This is a genomic window from Streptomyces sp. NPDC002156, assembly GCF_053593675.1.
Genome location: NZ_JBSFDA010000021.1, coordinates 70,997 through 87,905 on the forward strand (window position 1 = coordinate 70,997; position 16,909 = coordinate 87,905).

The following is a 16,909-nucleotide window of genomic DNA, read 5'->3' on the forward strand; positions in this document are numbered from 1 at the left end:
CGAGGCGGGATTCAGATGGCGTCGCGGATGGCCTGCTCGAAGCCGACGACATGGCTGCGGGCGAGCCGCGCCGCCCGGTCGGAGTCCCCGGCGACGATCGCCTCGATCAGCGGTCCGTGCTCCTCGACGTGGCCGGCCATGCCGGGCAGCCGGTCGATGAACAGGCACCAGATGCGGGTGGCCAGGTTGTCGTGGCGGACGAGGGTGTCCTCCAGGTACGGGTTGTGCGCGGCGGCGTAGATCGCGCGGTGGACCTGGAGGTCCAGGTGCATCAGCTCGGTGGAGTCGCCCCCACGGGAGTCCACGCTCTCCAGCTCCCGCCACAGGGCCGTCAGGCTCGCCCGGTCGGCGGCCGTGGCGCGCCGCGCGGCCTGGGCGGCGGCCAGGGGCTCCAGCTCCTGGCGCACCTCGGAGATATGGGCCAGGTCCGTGATGTTCACGTCGGTGGCGAAGGTGCCGCGCCGGGGATAGGTCGCGATCAGGCGCTCGTACTGGAGCCGCTTGAGCGCCTCGCGCACCGGCGTACGTCCGACGCCGAGGGACAGCCCCAGCTGCTCCTCGTTGATCGGTGCGCCGGGGCGGATCTCCAGCATGACGAGCCGGTCCCGGATGGCGCGATACGCGCGTTCGGAGAGGGGCATCTCCTCGCCCCTGGGCTCGGTCACCACGTCCTGCACGGGAGGCCCCCTTGACCTGTCGGGCGAGTTCCCATACCTTACCGCCAAGCCTGATATATCAGTTGCTCATCAGTTGACCCTCAGGACGGTGCACAGATGACCACGAACCCGTCGATCACCAGAGCCACCTCCTCCGCCCTCTCCCTCCCGCTCGGCACGCTCGACCCGGAGGTCGCCACCGCCGTGGCCGCGGAGCTGCACCGTCAGCAGTCCACCCTGGAGATGATCGCCTCGGAGAACTTCGCCCCGGCCGCTGTCATGGAGGCCCAGGGCTCGGTCCTCACCAACAAGTACGCCGAGGGCTACCCGGGCCGCCGCTACTACGGCGGCTGCGAGCACGTCGACGTCATCGAGCAGCTGGCCATCGCCCGCGTGAAGGAACTCTTCGGCGCCGAGGCCGCCAACGTCCAGCCGCACTCGGGCGCCCAGGCCAACGCGGCCGCGATGTTCGCGCTGCTCGACCCGGGCGACACGATCCTCGGCCTCGACCTGGCGCACGGCGGCCACCTCACCCACGGGATGCGGCTGAACTACTCCGGCAAGCTGTACGACGTCGTGCCGTACCACGTACGCGAGTCCGACATGCGCGTCGACATGGACGAGGTCGAGCAGCTGGCGCTGGCGCACCGGCCGAAGATGATCGTCGCCGGCTGGTCGGCGTACCCCCGGCGGCTGGACTTCGCGGAGTTCCGGCGGATCGCCGACGCGGTGGGCGCGTATCTGCTGGTGGACATGGCGCACTTCGCCGGTCTGGTGGCCGCGGGCCTGCACCCGAACCCGGTGCCGTACGCCGATGTCGTCACGACCACCACGCACAAGACCCTGGGCGGTCCGCGCGGCGGCGTGATCCTCAGCCGGGCCGGCCTGGCCAAGAAGATCAACTCGGCGGTGTTCCCCGGTCAGCAGGGCGGACCGCTGGAGCACGTCATCGCGGCGAAGGCGGTCGCCTTCAAGGTGGCGGCCGGCGAGGAGTTCAAGGACCGGCAGCGGCGCACCCTGGACGGCGCCCGCATCCTCGCCGGGCGGCTGCTGGCCGACGACGTCGCCGAGGCCGGGATCACCGTGCTGACCGGCGGCACCGAGGTCCATCTGGTCCTCGTCGATCTGCGGAACTCCGCCCTCGACGGCAAGCAGGCCGAGGACCGGCTGCACCGCGTCGGCATCACCGTCAACCGCAACGCGGTGCCGTTCGACCCGCGCCCGCCGATGGTGTCGTCGGGCCTGCGGATCGGTACGCCCGCCCTGGCCACCCGGGGCTTCGGCGAGACCGAGTTCCGGGAGGTCGCCGACATCATCGCCCAGGCGCTGAAGGAGGAGCGGCTCGGCGACGAGCACGCGGGCCTCCTGCGCGACCGGGTCGGAAAGCTCGCCGACGCGTTCCCCCTGTACCCCCATCTCGACGGAGCTGTGGCATGACCGCCGACACCCTGCCGGAGCACCCGGACTGGCTCTGGCGCAACCCGGAGCCGCGCTCCTCGTACGACGTCGTCATCGTCGGCGCGGGCGGCCACGGCCTGGCCACCGCCTATTACCTGGCCAAGAACCACGGCATCACGAACGTGGCCGTCCTGGAGAAGGGCTGGCTGGCGGGCGGCAACATGGCCCGCAACACGACGATCATCCGCTCGAACTACCTGTGGGACGAGAGCGCGGCGATCTACGAGTACGCGCTGAAGCTGTGGGAGCTGCTCCCGGAGGAGCTGGACTACGACTTCCTGTTCAGCCAGCGCGGTGTCCTCAACCTCGCGCACACCCTCCAGGACGTCCGCGAGGGCATGCGCCGCGTCAACGCCAACCGTTTCAACGGGGTCGACGCCGAGTGGCTCCAACCGGACGAGATCGCCAAGGTCTGCCCCATCCTCAACGTCTCGTCCCGCACCCGGTATCCGGTGCTCGGCGGCACCTTCCAGCCGCGCGCGGGCATCGCCAAGCACGACCACGTCGCCTGGGCGCTGGCCCGCCGCGCCGACGAGCTGGGCGTGGACCTGATCCAGGGCTGCGAGGTCACCGGGTTCCTCAAGGACGGCGACCGGGTCGTGGGCGTCGAGACCAACCGGGGCCGCATCCACGCGGGCCGCGTCGGCCTCGCGGCGGCCGGGCACAGCGGTGTGCTGGCCCAGCGGGCGGGCGTACGGCTGCCGGTGCAGTCGCATCCGCTCCAGGCCCTGGTCTCCGAGCTGCACGAGCCGGTGCATCCGACGGTCGTCATGTCGAACCACGTGCACGTGTACGTCTCGCAAGCGCACAAGGGCGAGTTGGTGATGGGCGCGGGCGTGGACTCGTACACCGGCTACGGCCAGCGCGGCTCGTTCCACGTCATCGAGCAGCAGATGGCCGCCGCCGTCGAACTGTTCCCCGTCTTCGCCCGCGCGCACGTCCTGCGGACCTGGGGCGGCATCGTCGACGTCACGCCGGACGCCTCGCCGATCATCGGCACCACCCCGGTCGAGAACCTGTACGTCAACTGCGGCTGGGGAACGGGCGGTTTCAAGGCGACCCCGGCCGCCGGCTGGACCTTCGCGCACACCATCGCCACCGGCGAACCGCATCCGCTGAACGCCCCCTTCGCCCTCGAACGCTTCACGACGGGCGCGTTGATCGACGAGCACGGCGCCGCGGCCGTGGCCCACTGAGAGAAGGACACCGTGCTGCTGATCAGCTGCCCTTGGTGCGGTCCGCGTGACGAGACCGAGTACCACTACGGCGGACAGGCCCATGTCCCCCACCCCGAGACCCCCGCCGACCTCACCGACGAGCAGTGGGCCGAGTACGTCTTCTACCGCGACAACCCCAAGGGCCCCTTCGCCGAACGGTGGATGCACAGCGTCGGCTGCCGCCGCTGGTTCAACGTCCTGCGCGACACCGTCAGTTACGAGGTGCTCGCCTCCTACCGGCTCGACGAGCCCCGACCGGGAGGGACCCGATGACCGACCAGCACTTCCGGCTCCGGCAGGGCGGCCGCGTCGACCGCGACACCGTGCTGCGATTCACCGTCGACGGACGGGAGTTGACCGGCCACCCCGGCGACACGGTCGCCTCGGCGATGCTGGCGAACGGGCTCGTCGAGGTCGCTCCCTCGATCTACCGGGGCCGCCCGCGCGGCATCGTCTCGGCGGGTGTCGAGGAGCCCAACGCCCTGTTGCAGATCGACGGTTCGTACTCGGAGGGCATGCTGCCGGCGACGGCCGTGGAGCTGTACGACGGACTGTCCGCCACGACGCTGTCCGGGCTTGGCCGGCTCGACCCGGGCACGGACCCGGCCGTCTACGACAAGAAGTACGTCCACACCGACGTCCTGGTCGTCGGCGCCGGCCCGGCCGGGCTCGCGGCGGCCGCCGCCGCTGCCGGTTCCGGTGCCCGGGTGATCCTGGTCGACGACCAGCCGGAGGCGGGCGGTTCGCTGCTGTCCGGTACGCCGGCGGACGCCGAGTGGGCCGCCGAGGTCCGCGCGGCGCTCGACGCGGCCCCCGAGGCCGTGGTCCTGCAGCGCACCACGGCCTTCGGGTCGTACGACGACAACTACGTGCTCGCCCTCCAGCGGCGCACCGACCACCTCGGAACCCTGGAGGGTGTCTCCCGGCAGCGGCTGTGGCACATCCGGGCCCGTCAGGTGGTGCTGGCGACCGGCGCGCACGAGCGTCCGCTGGTCTTCGCGGGCAACGACCGCCCCGGTGTGATGCTCGCCGGCGCCGTGCGCACGTACCTCAACCGGTATGCCGTGGCCCCGGGTTCGCGGGCCGTGGTGAGCACGACCAACGACCGCGCCTATGACGCCGTCGCGGATCTGCACGCGGCCGGAGTCGACATCGCCGCCGTAGTGGACGCACGCACCGAACTGTCCGACCGGGCCGCCCAGTTGGCGGGGGCGACCGGGGTGCGGGTGCTGACGGGAAGCGCCGTGGTCGACACGGCGGGCGAAGGGCGGCTGACCGGCGTCACCGTCCAGGCGCTAGACGCGGACGGTCAACTCACAGGCGCCGCCGAGTCGTTCGACTGCGACCTGCTCGCCGTCTCGGGCGGCTGGAGCCCGGTGGTGCATCTGCACAGCCAGCGCCAGGGCCGACTCCGCTGGGACGAGGACCTGGTGGCCTTCGTCCCCGACGGCAGCGTGCGGGACCAGCAGGTCGTGGGTGCGGCCCGTGGGACGTACGGCCTCGACGGCTGTCGGGCCGAAGGGGCACGGGCCGGTGCGCAGGCCGCGACGGACGCCGGGTTCCCGGTGCCGGTGCCCACAGTGTCGTACGAGGAGGTACGCCCCGAGGTGCGCGCCCTGTGGCTGGTGCCCGCCCCCGAGGGCGAGCCCGGCGGCTGGGACACGCACCTGGTCGACCTGCAACGCGATGTCACGGTCGCCGATGTCTGGCGTTCGACCGGCGCGGGTATGCGCGGTGTCGAGCACGTCAAGCGCTACACCTCGCTCGGCACGGCGAACGACCAGGGCAAGACGTCCGGCGTCAACGCGATCGGGGTGATCGCCGAGGCGCTCGGCGGTTCGCTGGGAGAGATCGGTACGACGGCCTACCGGGCGCCCTACACACCGGTGGCCTTCGCCGCCCTGGCCGGTCGTGAGCGTGGCGAGCTGTTCGACCCCGAACGCACAACGTCCGTCCACAGCTGGCACGTTGCGCAGGGCGCGGAGTTCGAGGATGTCGGGCAGTGGAAGCGGCCCCGGTACTACCCCCGGCCCGGCGAGGACATGGACACGGCCGTGGCGCGTGAGTGCCGGGCGGCGCGTGAGGGCGTGGCGTTCATGGACGCCTCCACCCTCGGCAAGATCGAGATCTGGGGCGCGGACGCGGGCGAGTTCCTCAACCGCGTCTACACCAACGCCTTCAAGAAACTCAAGCCCGGCCTGGCCCGCTACGGCGTCATGTGCAAGCCCGACGGCATGATCTTCGACGACGGTGTCACGCTCCGCCTCGACGACAACCGCTACTTCATGACCACGACGACGGGCGGCGCCGCGAACGTCCTTGACTGGCTGGAGGAGTGGCTGCAGACCGAGTGGCCCGAACTCGACGTCCACTGCACCTCGGTGACCGAGCAGTGGTCGACGATCGCGGTCGTCGGCCCGCAGTCGCGCGAGGTCGTCGCCCATCTCGCCCCGGACGTCGACCTGTCGAACGAGGCGTTCCCGTTCATGGCGTTCCGCGAGACGACCCTGGCTTCCGGCATCCCGGCCCGGATCTGCCGGATCTCCTTCTCCGGCGAACTCGCCTACGAGATCAACGTCTCCGCGTGGTACGGCCTGGCGGTCTGGGAGGAGGTGTACGCGATCGGCCGACCGTACGACATCACGCCGTACGGCACCGAGACCATGCACGTCCTGCGGGCCGAGAAGGGCTACATCATCGTCGGCCAGGACACCGACGGCACGGTCACTCCGCAGGACGCGGGCATGTCCTGGGTGGTGTCGAAGCAGAAGGACTTCATCGGCAAGCGGTCCTACTCCCGCGCCGACACCTCCCGCACCGACCGCAAGCAGTTGGTCGGTCTGCTCCCGGCCGACCGCCGGACACGTCTTCCCGAAGGCACCCAACTCGTGGCGCCTGACGTGCCGTTGACCCCCGAGGCCGGGCCGGTGCCGATGCTCGGCCATGTCACCTCCAGCTACCACAGCCCGGCCCTCGGCCGCCCCTTCGCCCTCGCCCTCGTCGCCGACGGCCGGGCCAGGATCGGCGAGACCCTGCTCGCGCCGGTGGGCGAGGAGCTGGTGCACGTCGAGGTGGCCGACTTCGTCCTCTACGACCCCGAAGGGACCCGGCGCGATGGCTGAGCCGACGATCGACGCGGGCGCGGGCTCAGGCCCGGTGGCCCTGCGCACCAGCCCCCTGGCACATCTGGAGGAGCGGATGCGCGCGGCCACGGTCACCGGCGCCCGGGGCGTCGCGCTGACCGAGCGGCCGTTCACGACGATGGTGAACGTACGCGTGACCGCGGGCTCCGAGGCGGCCGACCGCATCGGAAAGACCCTGGGGACACCGCTCCCCCAACAGTGCGGCGAGACCACGGCATCCGCCCCCCACACGATCGTGTGGCTCGGCCCCGACGAATGGCTCGTCCTCTCGCAGGCCGAAGAGACGGCCGTGACCGCCGAGTTGCGGAACGCACTCGACGGATCTCCGGGTTCGGTGGTGGACGTCTCGGCGAACCGCACCACGCTGGAACTGAGCGGGCCGTCAGCCCGACAACTCCTGGAGAAGGGCTGCCCCCTGGACCTCCACCCCCGGGCCTTCGCCCCCGGCCAAGCAGTGTCCACCACGGTAGGACCGATCGCGGTACTGCTCTGGCAGACCGACGACACACCGACGTACCGCCTCCTCCCCCGCGCCTCCTTCGCCGACTACCTGGCCCGCTGGCTCATCGACGCGATGAGCGAGTACCGCGCCCCGGAGATGCCGTAGCAGGTGTCACTTGTGCAAAGGTTGGGGTACTTCAACTCCTGTCCCCCCACCCGTACTTCAGGGAGCACCGCATGCTGCGCGGCATCGACGTGAGCGCGTACCAGTCCGACACCTACGACACGGACGGCCTCTCCTTCGTCTTCATCAAGGCGACGGAGGGCCGTTCGTACGTCAACCCCAAGCTGACGGCCCAGACGAAGCGGGCCCGCGACGGCGGCTGCGTGGTCGGCTTCTACCACTTCCTCTGGCCCGGCAACCTGACCGCCCAGGCCGAGTACTTCGTCAGCCAGGCCCCGGAGCGGGGGAACCGCGACATCCTCGCCGTCGACTGGGAAACCACGGGCGACGGCACCCACGCGTCGAACGCGGAGAAGGACACTTTCATCCGCAAGGTGAAGGAACTTCGGCCGAACAACCGGGTCGTCCTCTACACGAACCGGAACTACTGGTTGACCATCGACACCACGTCGTACGCGGGTGACGGCCTGTGGATCGCCGACTACGTGACGGCGGGCCAGCCGCGCATCAAGGCCGACTGGCTGTTCCACCAGTACACCGACGACCCCGTCGACACGAACGTGGCGGACTTCACCACCAAGGCGGCACTACAGAAGTGGGCCGACCTCGGCTGATCGCACTACCCGACTGCCAGGACGTCGAGTTCCGCCCGCAGCCGCATCGCGGGCGGATGCGCGAGATATTCGTTCAGCCTGCCGAAGGTCCGCAGTTCACCGGGGAGACTCTCGTACCAAGCAAGGCCGTACACATTGCAGTTGGCACAGACGAGCGCACGAACGCACCTTCCACAGCTTCGCCGGCCCGGGCAGCATCCGTGGTCATGGTCGATGTGCAGGGTCTTGCCTTCTGGAGGGAACCCGCGGCAGACAGCACATTTTCCCTGCTGTCGGAGCAGGAGCAGATCGATGAACTCGCTCGTGACGTTGTAGTGGGACAGACGTACCCGCTCGGCGTTGCAGGGCTTGCAGTACGGCCGGGGCATGCCCGACGCATCGAGGATCGAGTACTCCGACATCGGCTTGTTCTCGCCGCATCCGAGGCATTCGACAACGCCCCTGGCAGCCATGGCCTTCACCGCTCCGTTGTCTCGCTTCTTCCGAATGGGAGACAGGTCTCGTCCCTTGCTTCTCTGCTGAGAGTGACCGGTACAGAGCCCTCTGGCGGACACCGCTCGCGTGCATCCGTCGAACTGGCACAGCCGAATGCCGCTCCGACTCGCACCGCGACCGCAGTTGATGGGCGTCAGAGCCTTCGCCCGGCGGAACTGCATGTAATGGGTCTTGCACAGCCCCTTCGTCAATGGGTACTGATCGTTGGACCGATCGCAGGCCCACCCGTCCCCATCGGCCTTGCACGTTCTCACTCAGCCCCCTCTTCAACCCGCCCAGAACCCACGACAGGGCACATCATCCGATCAACGAGTCAACAGAACGAACGTCACACGGGTCGGACGGTCGGGTCCGCCGGAGGCGCCTCGGTGCCAAACTGATCCTCGGCACAGCCGCCGCACACCTGGACCGGGGGGCGTCCCATGGCCGAGACGGGCACATCGTGAACGGCAGCCGCCGTGCGGCCACCTTCTGGGAGGCGCTGGCGCCCGCGGAGCGGGACGCGTTGCTGCGGGTGGCGAGCCGGGTGTCGCTGCCCGCCGACGAGCAGTTCCTGGCGCAGGGCGAGGACTCCGATCATCTGGTCGTGCTGCTGCGCGGCTGGGTCAAGGTCGTCGCCCAGTCCCACGCCGGCTACCGCGCCCTGCTCGCCCTGCGCGGTCCCGGTGAACTCCTCGGTGAACAGGCGGGGTTGGAGCGCAGACGCCGCTCAGCCTCGCTGCTCACGGCGACGACGGTCGACCTGCTGCAGCTGCCGGCCGCCCGTTTCCAGGCGCTGGCCCGGACCAGTGCCGGAGTGTCGGCGGCACTGGAGCAGACGCTGTCCGGGCGGCTGCGCGAGGCGGACGTCCAGCGCACCGGCATCACCGAACCGGTCCCGGTGCGTCTCGCCGCCCTCCTCCTCGACCTGGCCGAACGCTGCGGGTACCCCGACCCGGACGGCACCGGCGTACGCATCACCCTGCCGCTCTCCCAGGACGACCTGGCGGGGCTGGTGCTCAGCTCACGCCGTACGGTGAGCCGGGTGCTGGAGCAATGGCGGGGCCAGGGCTGGATAGTGACGGGGCGTCAGTCTCTGCTGATCCGGTCCGTCGACCAGTTGAAGGGGCAGGCGTTCGGAGGGTGAACCCTCCCCTCAGCAGGACGTGTGACTCACCCCCTCCTTCGGTGCCTTGACGATGCGGTAGCCCTTCGTGTGGGTCAACTGGTAGGTGATCGTCCAGTCGTCGCACGTGTCGTCGGGGCTGCTGGCGGGGCCGTAGCCAGGGTCCTGGGTGCTGCGGAAGCTCATCGTGGCGAGGGTGTACGTGCCGTCGCTCGACAGTCCGGTCAGCGCGATGTCGGACTCCTTCGTCGTGCTCATCTGCCGCGTCCAGCCCTCCCTGCTCTTGGCCGAGTCGATGTTCACCACCTTGGAGTGGGGGTCGTAGCGGCGCATCGCCTTGTCGTAGTCGCGGTTGTTGATCGCCCCGTAGAAGTGGGCGAACATCGTCGCCACCTCCTGCGCCTTCGGATCGTCGGCGACCTGCGAGAAGTCGACGCTCGCTCCGGGGGCCTCGGCGACCGGTTCCGCCACGGTCTCGGGCGGGTCGGTGAGGCCGGTGTCCGACTTGACGCTCGCGTCCGACGAGCCGGACGAGGACTCGTCGGAGGGCGCGTCGTTGAGCGCCGGGATGTACCGCGCGGCGGCCAGTCCCACCCCCGCGATGATCAACAGGACCACGACCACGCCGATCGCACGGGCGGCCGCCGACAGGCCCGGGTAGGAGGGGCCGGGGGTTCGCTGCGGGGCCCGGTGGGGCGGTGTGTAGGGCGTGTACGGCGTCGGCTGTGTGGGCTGATTGTGCTGCTGAGGGGCCGGTTGCGGGAACTGGAACCCGGTGTTCGGCCGTGTCACCGGCTGCTGCTGAGGAGGAGTGACCGGCGGCCTGTGTCGCTGTGTCGGCGGGGGCGGTGGCGGCTTCTTCCGGTGGGCGCGGGCCTGCTCCAGCGCCCGCAGCCACTCCTCCATCGGCGGGCGTGCGCCCGGGTCGGAGGACCTGCTCTGTTCGGCGAGGTTCGCCAGACCGGAGGACACCGTCCGCAGCCCGCTGAGGTCGGTGCTCGTCTGGTGCCGGTTGAAGAGCCTGGTGGCGATCAGTCCGAACTTGTACGTGTCCGAGGCCGGCGTCGCCTTCGTCGCCTCCGGGACCGCCCAGTCGTCCGTCTCCACCTGGGGCAGTACGTCCTTCCCGGCCAGCCGCATCGAGTCGCAGTCGATCAGCAGGCACTTGGGCGAGGGGTCCAGCATGAACAGGACGTTCTTCGGCGAGAGGTCGCCCACGGCCACCCGGTGCCGGTGCAGCCGGTTGAGGGTCGCCGCCAGATCGATGAGCAGCCGCAGCCGGCGCCCGTCGTCGACGTGCAGCCCGAGCGAGCCGGTGAAGCCGTCGTCGTTGAGCAGGAACTCCATGCCCTGCGGCTTCACCTTGCCCAGCCGGGCGCTGTCGAGTTCGAACTCCTCGGTGATCCGCTGCATCAGGAACCCGGTCACCGTCGTCCCGGGATTGGCGCGCGGCGACGGCTGCGTCGGCCGGGTCCCGGTGTAGACGAGCGCGATCGGCCAGGTCAGCCGTTTGTCGAGGAAGGAGTGGTCGTAGCGGTCGGTCCGGCGCAACTCGTCGAAGAAGCAGACCAGTTCGTAGAGCACCTCGGCATCGCTGGACACCGTCGGCAGGTACTCCTTGTACGCGAGGTACTCCCCGGCGAACCGCCCAGGCGGGTCAGGCACCGCGTACACGACGCCTTGTCCGCCGTCGCCCAGCCGGTGTGCCGTGAGGTCGCCGAGCCTGTCCCGCCCCACCCAGGAGATCGTCGTCGTGGTCAACTCGGGCCTCCTGGTGCGTCGTGCCACGGCCACAGGGCGATCAGCGTGCGGTCGTCGTCGTAGGTCTCGCGGGAGAAGTCGAGCAGATGGGCGAAGCCCAACGGCGGTACGGGCTCCCGCAGTCCGTAGTAGAAGTGCCGGGCCACCGCCCCCGTACCGTCGCCCAGCGGATCGCCGAAGCCGTCCGTGCCGACGAGCAGGACCGTGCCCGGTTCCAGGGCGAAGGAGAGCGGGCGGATCACTCCCGGTACGTAGGGCAGCGGCTCCACCGTCGAGGAGTACAGCCCGTCCGTGCCGGCTCCCTTGCCGCCCGCCAGCGGATAGAAACGGTCGTGCTTGATCTGCCAGGCGCCCGAGTCGCCGATCGAGATCAGATGGACGAAGACGCCCTGTTCGGTGGGTGTCGCCGTCCCGGCGACCAGGGTGGTGGCGAGCAGTCCGGCCGTCTCCTCGGCGCCCGCGTCCGGGCGGCGCAGGATGCGGCGGGCCTGTTCGACGAGCTGCCAGTGGACGGTGGACAGCAGTTTCTCCCAGTCGGCGACGAAGCCGCCGCCCTCGCCCCGGACCTGGGCGAGCATCTCGTCCACGGCGCTGCGGCAGGCCAGTTGGGAGCCGATGTGCGGCTGGCGCGCGCTGGAGACCCCGTCGGCGACGGCGAACACCACGGTCCCGGTCTCCTGGTCCCAGGCCGCCGCCGCGTCGTCCTCACGGGGCCGTCCCTCGTAACGGTGCTGGTAGCCGCGTACGGAGGCCAGCCGCAGGGCCACGACCCCGGTCTGCCAGCCGTCGCAGACGGTGTCCGGGCGGTACGACAGCCCGCGCGGCGGCACGGTCTCGAACCGCGGGACCGGCGCCCCCACGGCGATCGGCTGCCAGCGGTCGGCGGGGACGGCCGTGACCGCCTTGTCCTCCGTGCCGTCCGTGCCGTCCGTGCCGTCCGTGCGGTATGAACCGTCCGTGCCGTCCGAACTCCAGTCCGCGCTCCGGTCCTTCTCCGGGGCTGCCCGTCGCACCGGCAACTCGGGGGTCGGGCCGGGCGGGGGTACGGGCGGTGTCTCCACCTCCGGCGGTGGCTCGCTCTGCCGTTTGCTGAACAGGGCCACGTCAGATCACATCGATCGCGACGGTGAAGCCTTCCGGCTTGTCGACGGTGAGCTGCGGATTGGCCGAGCCGAGCGAACGGCCCGAGGCGATGATGCTCCGGGTGAGGGCGGTGCAGAACTTGGCGATGGCGTCGCCGACGTCGACGCCCTTGTTCACGATGAACCCGAACTCCGGCTGGGTGGCGACCTCGTTGATGATCTCGGCGTCGGCGTCCACGATGCCGCAGGCGATGATGTTGGGCGCGCCCAGCGTCAACTGGCGGTCGGTGAGCCGTCGGTGGGCGTCCCGCCAGTCCTCGCCTCTGTTGGGCAGCCCGTCGCTGAAGAAGAACACGGCGGGCCGGTGCACCTGGTACCCCTCGGCCTTGAGGCCCTGGATGTCCCCGGGGATACGGGTGATCAGGTCCTCGAACGCGGTGGCGTAGCTCGTCATGTTGCGGGTGGCCAGGCGCGGGAACTCGCCCGCGCCGCGCAGGTCGACGAGATGGACCCGCTCGATCACGTCGTCCGAGAAGCCGAGCACGGAGAAGCGCACCTTGGCGGCGGCCATCGGCTCGCCGAGCAACGCCTGGTGCAGGGACCTCAGGCCGTCGTTCAGGTCGTCGATGTGGTCGTACATCGAGCCCGACTCGTCGGCGAGGACGTAGACGGGAAGCAGGTGTCCCCGGTTGCTTTCGATCATCGTCACTTGTCGTCGTCCTTACCTGTACGTGTCCGATCGTGAACCGTTCTCGTCGGCTCCGCCGCCTTCGCCGCCGTCGTCACAGCGCGTCCTCCGCCGCGCGGAACCCGTCCGGTGCCGTGAGCGTGAACTGCGGGTCGCCCGCGCCGAGTCGCTGCCCGTAGCCGACGATCGTGTCCCGCAGGAAGGCGGCGACGCTGTGCGCCGCCGAGGCCGCGTCCTGGTGCGGGGCCGCCCTGAAGCCGAACTCGGGGCGGGTCGCCAGGGTCCGTACCGCCGAGGCCTCCGCGCCGCCCAGGCCGAGGGCGATCAGGTGCGGGGCGATCGAGTTGCCGCCCTGGTCGACCAGTTCGGCGTACGCGGCCCGCCAGCCCGGGCCCTCGTCGGGGACACCGCCGGTGAGGAGGAGGACGATCGGCCGCAGCACCTGCGTACGCTGCGTCTTCACCAGGGCGACGTCCTGCCGCAGCAGCGCCTGGAGGGTGCGGAAGGCGTGGGTGTACGACCGTCCGGGGCGGCCGGTGAGGATCGGGGTGCGGGTGCTGGGCAGCACCGTGTCCAGGGGCAGCCGCACTTCCGTGGCGGCGGCCATGCCCAGGACGCACAGCCGCAGCGCGGCGGAGACGGCCGGGGCGCCGGAGAGCGCGGAGTGCAGCGAGGCCAGGCCCCGGTTGAGTTCGTCGAGGCAGCCCCGGTCGAGGGATTCGTCGAGGACGAGATAGATGAGCGCGGCGCCGGAGAAGGCGGCAGGGGCGGGGGCCGACGCGGGAGCCGCGTCCGACTGGACCGGCACCACGAGCGTGGGCTCGTACACCGGTGCCGGTGCCTGCCCCTGGGCCGGCTGCTGCTGAGCGGGAGCGGGCGCCACCGTGAGCTGGGCGGCCGGGGCGTCCCACGGACGCGCGCCCGGGAGCGCCGGCGTCGCCGTGGCCGAGAGGGGGACGTGGCCGCCGGTGGCCAACCCCACCTGGCCGGTGAGCTGTTGGCGCAGCAGGTCGAGGTCGCCGGCGACGATGAGGCCCTTCTCGGCCATCACCGTGAACAGGCCCAGCGCGCGCTGGTTCTGGAGTTCGGCGGTGGCCATGCGGGCGGCCTCCAGCTGGCGGCTCATCTCGAAGGCGCCGGCGGCGTCGCCGGGGTGGGTGACCAGGTAGTGCCGGATGAGGCCCTCGCTGTTGGTGAGCATCCCGGCGAAGGAGTCGGCCTGTCGCTTCGTCGACTCGATCTCGTACCCCTGTTTGATGGCGTCGAGCTGGCCGCCCCGGTGGGCGCCGCCGACCGCGGGCACGTGTTCGGCGGAGTCGCGGCGTTCCTTCCAGTCGGCGTCGATCAGCGACTCCAGGAACGCCAGCGCCTTGGTGTCGGGGCGTACGGAGGCCCGGCAGCCGTCGACGAGCAGCCCCTGGGGCAGGTTGGCCGGGGTGGCGCAGAGCTGGTTCAGATGGCGTTGGAGGCCGAAGGAGTCCTCGATGGAGAAGAGCTGTCCGGCGCCGTGGAACAGGCTGACCAGATGGCCGTGGACGAGGGGCAGCGGGTCGGTGAGGCCCGCGCGGACGAATTCCTCGGCGCCCTTCCAGCCGTCGACGCGGAAGGTGAAGGAGATGTTGACCTCGAAGGCGTGGACGCCGTCCCGGGAGACCAGGGGGTTGTTGCGCAGGACCGCGCTGCGGTGCTGGGGGCGCATGTCGACCTCGTACCGCGTGCGGTACTTGGAGAAGACCTGTTGGCCGGGGCCGAGGGGACGGCCGTCGAAGCAGACCACCTCGCCGGAGGCGGTGGCGTAGACGACGGCGAGATGGGGTTCGCGCGCCTTGGTGGGGCCGACGGCGAAGCGCGGCACGGGCGACTGGTTGACGATCAAGGACACCGGCTGGGTCACCGGGCACCTCCTGGCCGATCGGGCGGAGCGGGCGGTCTCAGTCGCAGGGCGCTGCCGAGGACGGCCGCGGAGCGGGGCAGGGGACGGAAGCAGTCGCGTTCGTTCCAGTGCGCGACATGGCGCTGGAGGATCCGGCCGGCGCGGGGACTGCGCGCGGCGACGTCGTCGACGAGGACGCGGACCAGGTCGTCGAGGAGGAGGGGATCGGTCTCGGCCTGGGCGGCCCACTTCTGGAGGACGTTCTCGGCCTCCTCGCCGAAGAGTTCGCCGCCGACGACCTCGGCCCACAAGTAGCCGAGCAGCCGCCGCAGTTCACCGCCGGGCGCGTCCGTCGCGGCGAGCCGCAGCAGGGTGGGGCAGCTGCGCGGGGCGACGCCGGGGGCGGCGGGTTCCTCGGAGACCAGGGTGTCGGCGAGGATCAGGAAGACGAGGTGTCCGCAGGCGCGGCTCTCCGCGGTGTGTGCCATCTCGGCGACGGCGCGCAGCACGACGAGCGCGTGTGCGGCGAGGTCCTCCTCCAGCAGGTCGGCGAAGCTGTCGCCGATGGCGATGGCCACCTGGATGTTGTCGACGGTGCCGAGCCGGGTGAGCGCGGCGACGGCGGCGGTGAGGTCGGTGCCGCCCAGGCAGAGCCCGTAGGCGCGGGCCGCCGCCGCCTGGTACTGCCAGATGCCGCTGAGGTACCAGCCGCCGACGAGCGTACGGACGCCGCCGCGCAGGGCCGGGTCCCGGGCGCAGACCCGCAGGGCGTACCCGATGGCCTCGCGGCGCTGCCAGCCGTTGTCCTCGTCCAGGGCCCAACCTGCGAAGACCTGGTTGGCGATGTACTCGAAGGCCTCGGTGGCGATCAGCCCGAGGGCGGTCCCTGCGAAGCTGCGCACCTGCTGGGTGGGCGAGTCGACCAACTCGGCGAGCCAGCCGATGAGTTCGCGCTGGATGCGGTACTCGGACCAGACGTGCCGGATGATCCGGGGCGGGTAGGCGGGGTCGCGGTACTCGGCGACCGTGCACGGCAGCCACCCGAAGTCCCCCCGGATCACGCTGCCCACGGTCCGGGCGCGCAGCTTCTCGGCGAGCAGCCGCCGGGACTGCGCGAACGGGTCGTGCCGCAGCGGTACGGGCCCGTGCTCGACGCTGGGGGTGAGGATCCCGCGTTCGCTGCGGAACCACTCCAGGAGCAGGGTCGCGGCGAGGGCGACGTCCTCCTGGGGCAGTCCGCCGAGGACGGCGAGGGCGGCGGCCTGGGTGCGCAGCACGGTGTCGCCGAGCCCCTCGAACCACTCCTCGGGCGTCTCACCGCCGGCCCGGTCCATCCGGGTGCGCACCCGGTCGGTGTCGATCGTTCCGGCCTTGTGCTCGTGGGCCAGCACCTCGGCGAGGCGGGCCGCGTCCCGGCAGGCGGTGCTGTCGTCGAGGAGTTCACGGGCGAGGTCCCCGACCCCGGCGGCGGCGAGTGCGCGCTCGGCCTCCGACTCGCCGAGCAGATGGGCGAGATGGGCCTCCAGTACGGTCTCCAGCGCGTCGGGGCGGTCGATGCGCCGTACGTACTCGGCGGCCCCGCGCCCGAGTTCGGCCTCGGGTCCGGCGATCAGGACGAGCCGGGCGTCCGCGCGGCGCAGCAGTTCCTCCAGGCCCTGGAGGAGAGTGCCGCTCAGTTCGTCGAGGTCGGGCGGCCGGTCCAGCAACAGGCCCGCCCCGCTGCCGAGTTGCCTCAGATCGGTGAGCCGGCTCAGCTCGGCGACGGAGTCCAGCAGGAACCAGGTCTTCACCTGTGCCGCGATCAGCAGCCGCACCCCGGCCGCGGTCTTGCCCGCCCCGCCGGGCCCCCGCAGCACGACCGACCGCCGCTGCCAGGCGTCGGCCAGTACGTCGTCCCAGCGGGGCGGCGCCCGGAAGGCGTGCCGGACGGTCTCGACGGTCGTCGCGGACAGGGCCCGCATGACGACGTCCCGTTCACCGGCCGCCACCTGGACGACGATCTTGTCGCCGTGGACCCGGTCGCCGCCGATGTGTGTCCAGGCCTCGCGCAGTGTCCCGGCGCGCAGACTGCCCTGCCCGGTGCGGTTGGTGGCCCCTTTGGCCCGGGTCCCGGCACCGACGTTGTCGACGCCACCGCCCGCCTCCCCCGGCTGGGCCCCGCCGTCGCCGCCCGGCGCACCGCCCTGTCCGTC

At 71.1% G+C, this 16,909-nt stretch carries 14 protein-coding genes; 7 read left to right on the forward strand and 7 right to left on the reverse strand.

Features of this window, described 5'->3' with window-relative positions:
* Positions 1-11: 11 nt before the first annotated feature.
* Positions 12-677: a GntR family transcriptional regulator gene (locus tag ACWCRB_RS12315; RefSeq protein WP_369032456.1), complete on the reverse strand. Its 666-nt coding sequence runs from the start codon at positions 675-677 to the stop codon at positions 12-14.
* 96 nt (positions 678-773) lie between these two features.
* Between ACWCRB_RS12315 and glyA the strand changes: the two genes are divergently transcribed.
* The 6 genes from glyA (at position 774) to ACWCRB_RS12345 (ending at position 7,713) form a co-directional block, all read left to right on the forward strand.
* Positions 774-2,093, forward strand: coding sequence for a serine hydroxymethyltransferase (gene glyA / locus ACWCRB_RS12320; RefSeq protein WP_450995988.1), 1,320 nt, complete (start codon positions 774-776; stop codon positions 2,091-2,093).
* A complete protein-coding gene (locus ACWCRB_RS12325) occupies positions 2,090-3,310 on the forward strand; it encodes a sarcosine oxidase subunit beta family protein (RefSeq protein ID WP_450995989.1) in 1,221 nt (406 codons plus the stop codon). The genes glyA and ACWCRB_RS12325 overlap by 4 nt, the downstream gene beginning before the upstream one ends.
* A gap of 12 nt (positions 3,311-3,322) precedes the next feature.
* Positions 3,323-3,604, forward strand: coding sequence for a sarcosine oxidase subunit delta (locus ACWCRB_RS12330; protein ID WP_369032459.1), 282 nt, complete (start codon positions 3,323-3,325; stop codon positions 3,602-3,604).
* The gene (locus tag ACWCRB_RS12335; RefSeq protein ID WP_450995990.1) at positions 3,601-6,453 is read left to right on the forward strand and encodes a sarcosine oxidase subunit alpha family protein; all 2,853 of its coding nucleotides are present in this window, start codon (positions 3,601-3,603) and stop codon (positions 6,451-6,453) included. Before ACWCRB_RS12330 ends, ACWCRB_RS12335 begins: the two co-directional genes overlap by 4 nt.
* Complete coding sequence (locus ACWCRB_RS12340) at positions 6,446-7,081, forward strand: sarcosine oxidase subunit gamma (protein ID WP_450995991.1); 636 nt, start codon at positions 6,446-6,448, stop codon at positions 7,079-7,081. The genes ACWCRB_RS12335 and ACWCRB_RS12340 overlap by 8 nt, the downstream gene beginning before the upstream one ends.
* 71 nt (positions 7,082-7,152) lie before the next feature.
* Complete coding sequence (locus ACWCRB_RS12345) at positions 7,153-7,713, forward strand: glycoside hydrolase family 25 protein (RefSeq protein ID WP_450995992.1); 561 nt, start codon at positions 7,153-7,155, stop codon at positions 7,711-7,713.
* A 5-nt stretch (positions 7,714-7,718) separates the two neighbouring features.
* Here the strand turns inward: ACWCRB_RS12345 and ACWCRB_RS12350 are convergent, their stop codons facing one another.
* Positions 7,719-8,165, reverse strand: a complete 447-nt coding sequence (locus ACWCRB_RS12350; RefSeq protein ID WP_450995993.1) for an endonuclease domain-containing protein — start codon at positions 8,163-8,165, stop codon at positions 7,719-7,721.
* Between the two features lie 485 nt (positions 8,166-8,650).
* On the opposite strand from ACWCRB_RS12350, the gene ACWCRB_RS12355 reads away from it, so the two are divergent.
* Positions 8,651-9,334, forward strand: a complete 684-nt coding sequence (locus tag ACWCRB_RS12355) for a Crp/Fnr family transcriptional regulator (protein ID WP_450995994.1) — start codon at positions 8,651-8,653, stop codon at positions 9,332-9,334.
* Between the two features lie 9 nt (positions 9,335-9,343).
* Here the strand turns inward: ACWCRB_RS12355 and ACWCRB_RS12360 are convergent, their stop codons facing one another.
* The 5 genes from ACWCRB_RS12360 to ACWCRB_RS12380 form a co-directional block, all read right to left on the reverse strand.
* On the reverse strand, positions 9,344-11,074 hold the full coding sequence (locus tag ACWCRB_RS12360; protein WP_450995995.1) for a hypothetical protein: 1,731 nt from the start codon (positions 11,072-11,074) through the stop codon (positions 9,344-9,346).
* Positions 11,071-12,177, reverse strand: coding sequence for a protein phosphatase 2C domain-containing protein (locus tag ACWCRB_RS12365; protein ID WP_450995996.1), 1,107 nt, complete (start codon positions 12,175-12,177; stop codon positions 11,071-11,073). The genes ACWCRB_RS12360 and ACWCRB_RS12365 overlap by 4 nt, the downstream gene beginning before the upstream one ends.
* A gap of 1 nt (position 12,178) precedes the next feature.
* Positions 12,179-12,859, reverse strand: coding sequence for a vWA domain-containing protein (locus ACWCRB_RS12370; protein ID WP_450995999.1), 681 nt, complete (start codon positions 12,857-12,859; stop codon positions 12,179-12,181).
* A 79-nt stretch (positions 12,860-12,938) separates the two neighbouring features.
* A complete protein-coding gene (locus ACWCRB_RS12375; RefSeq protein ID WP_450995997.1) occupies positions 12,939-14,738 on the reverse strand; it encodes a vWA domain-containing protein in 1,800 nt (599 codons plus the stop codon).
* Positions 14,735-16,909: hypothetical protein (locus tag ACWCRB_RS12380; protein ID WP_450995998.1), on the reverse strand; the 2,175-nt coding region annotated here is incomplete at its 5' end. The genes ACWCRB_RS12375 and ACWCRB_RS12380, both read right to left, overlap by 4 nt.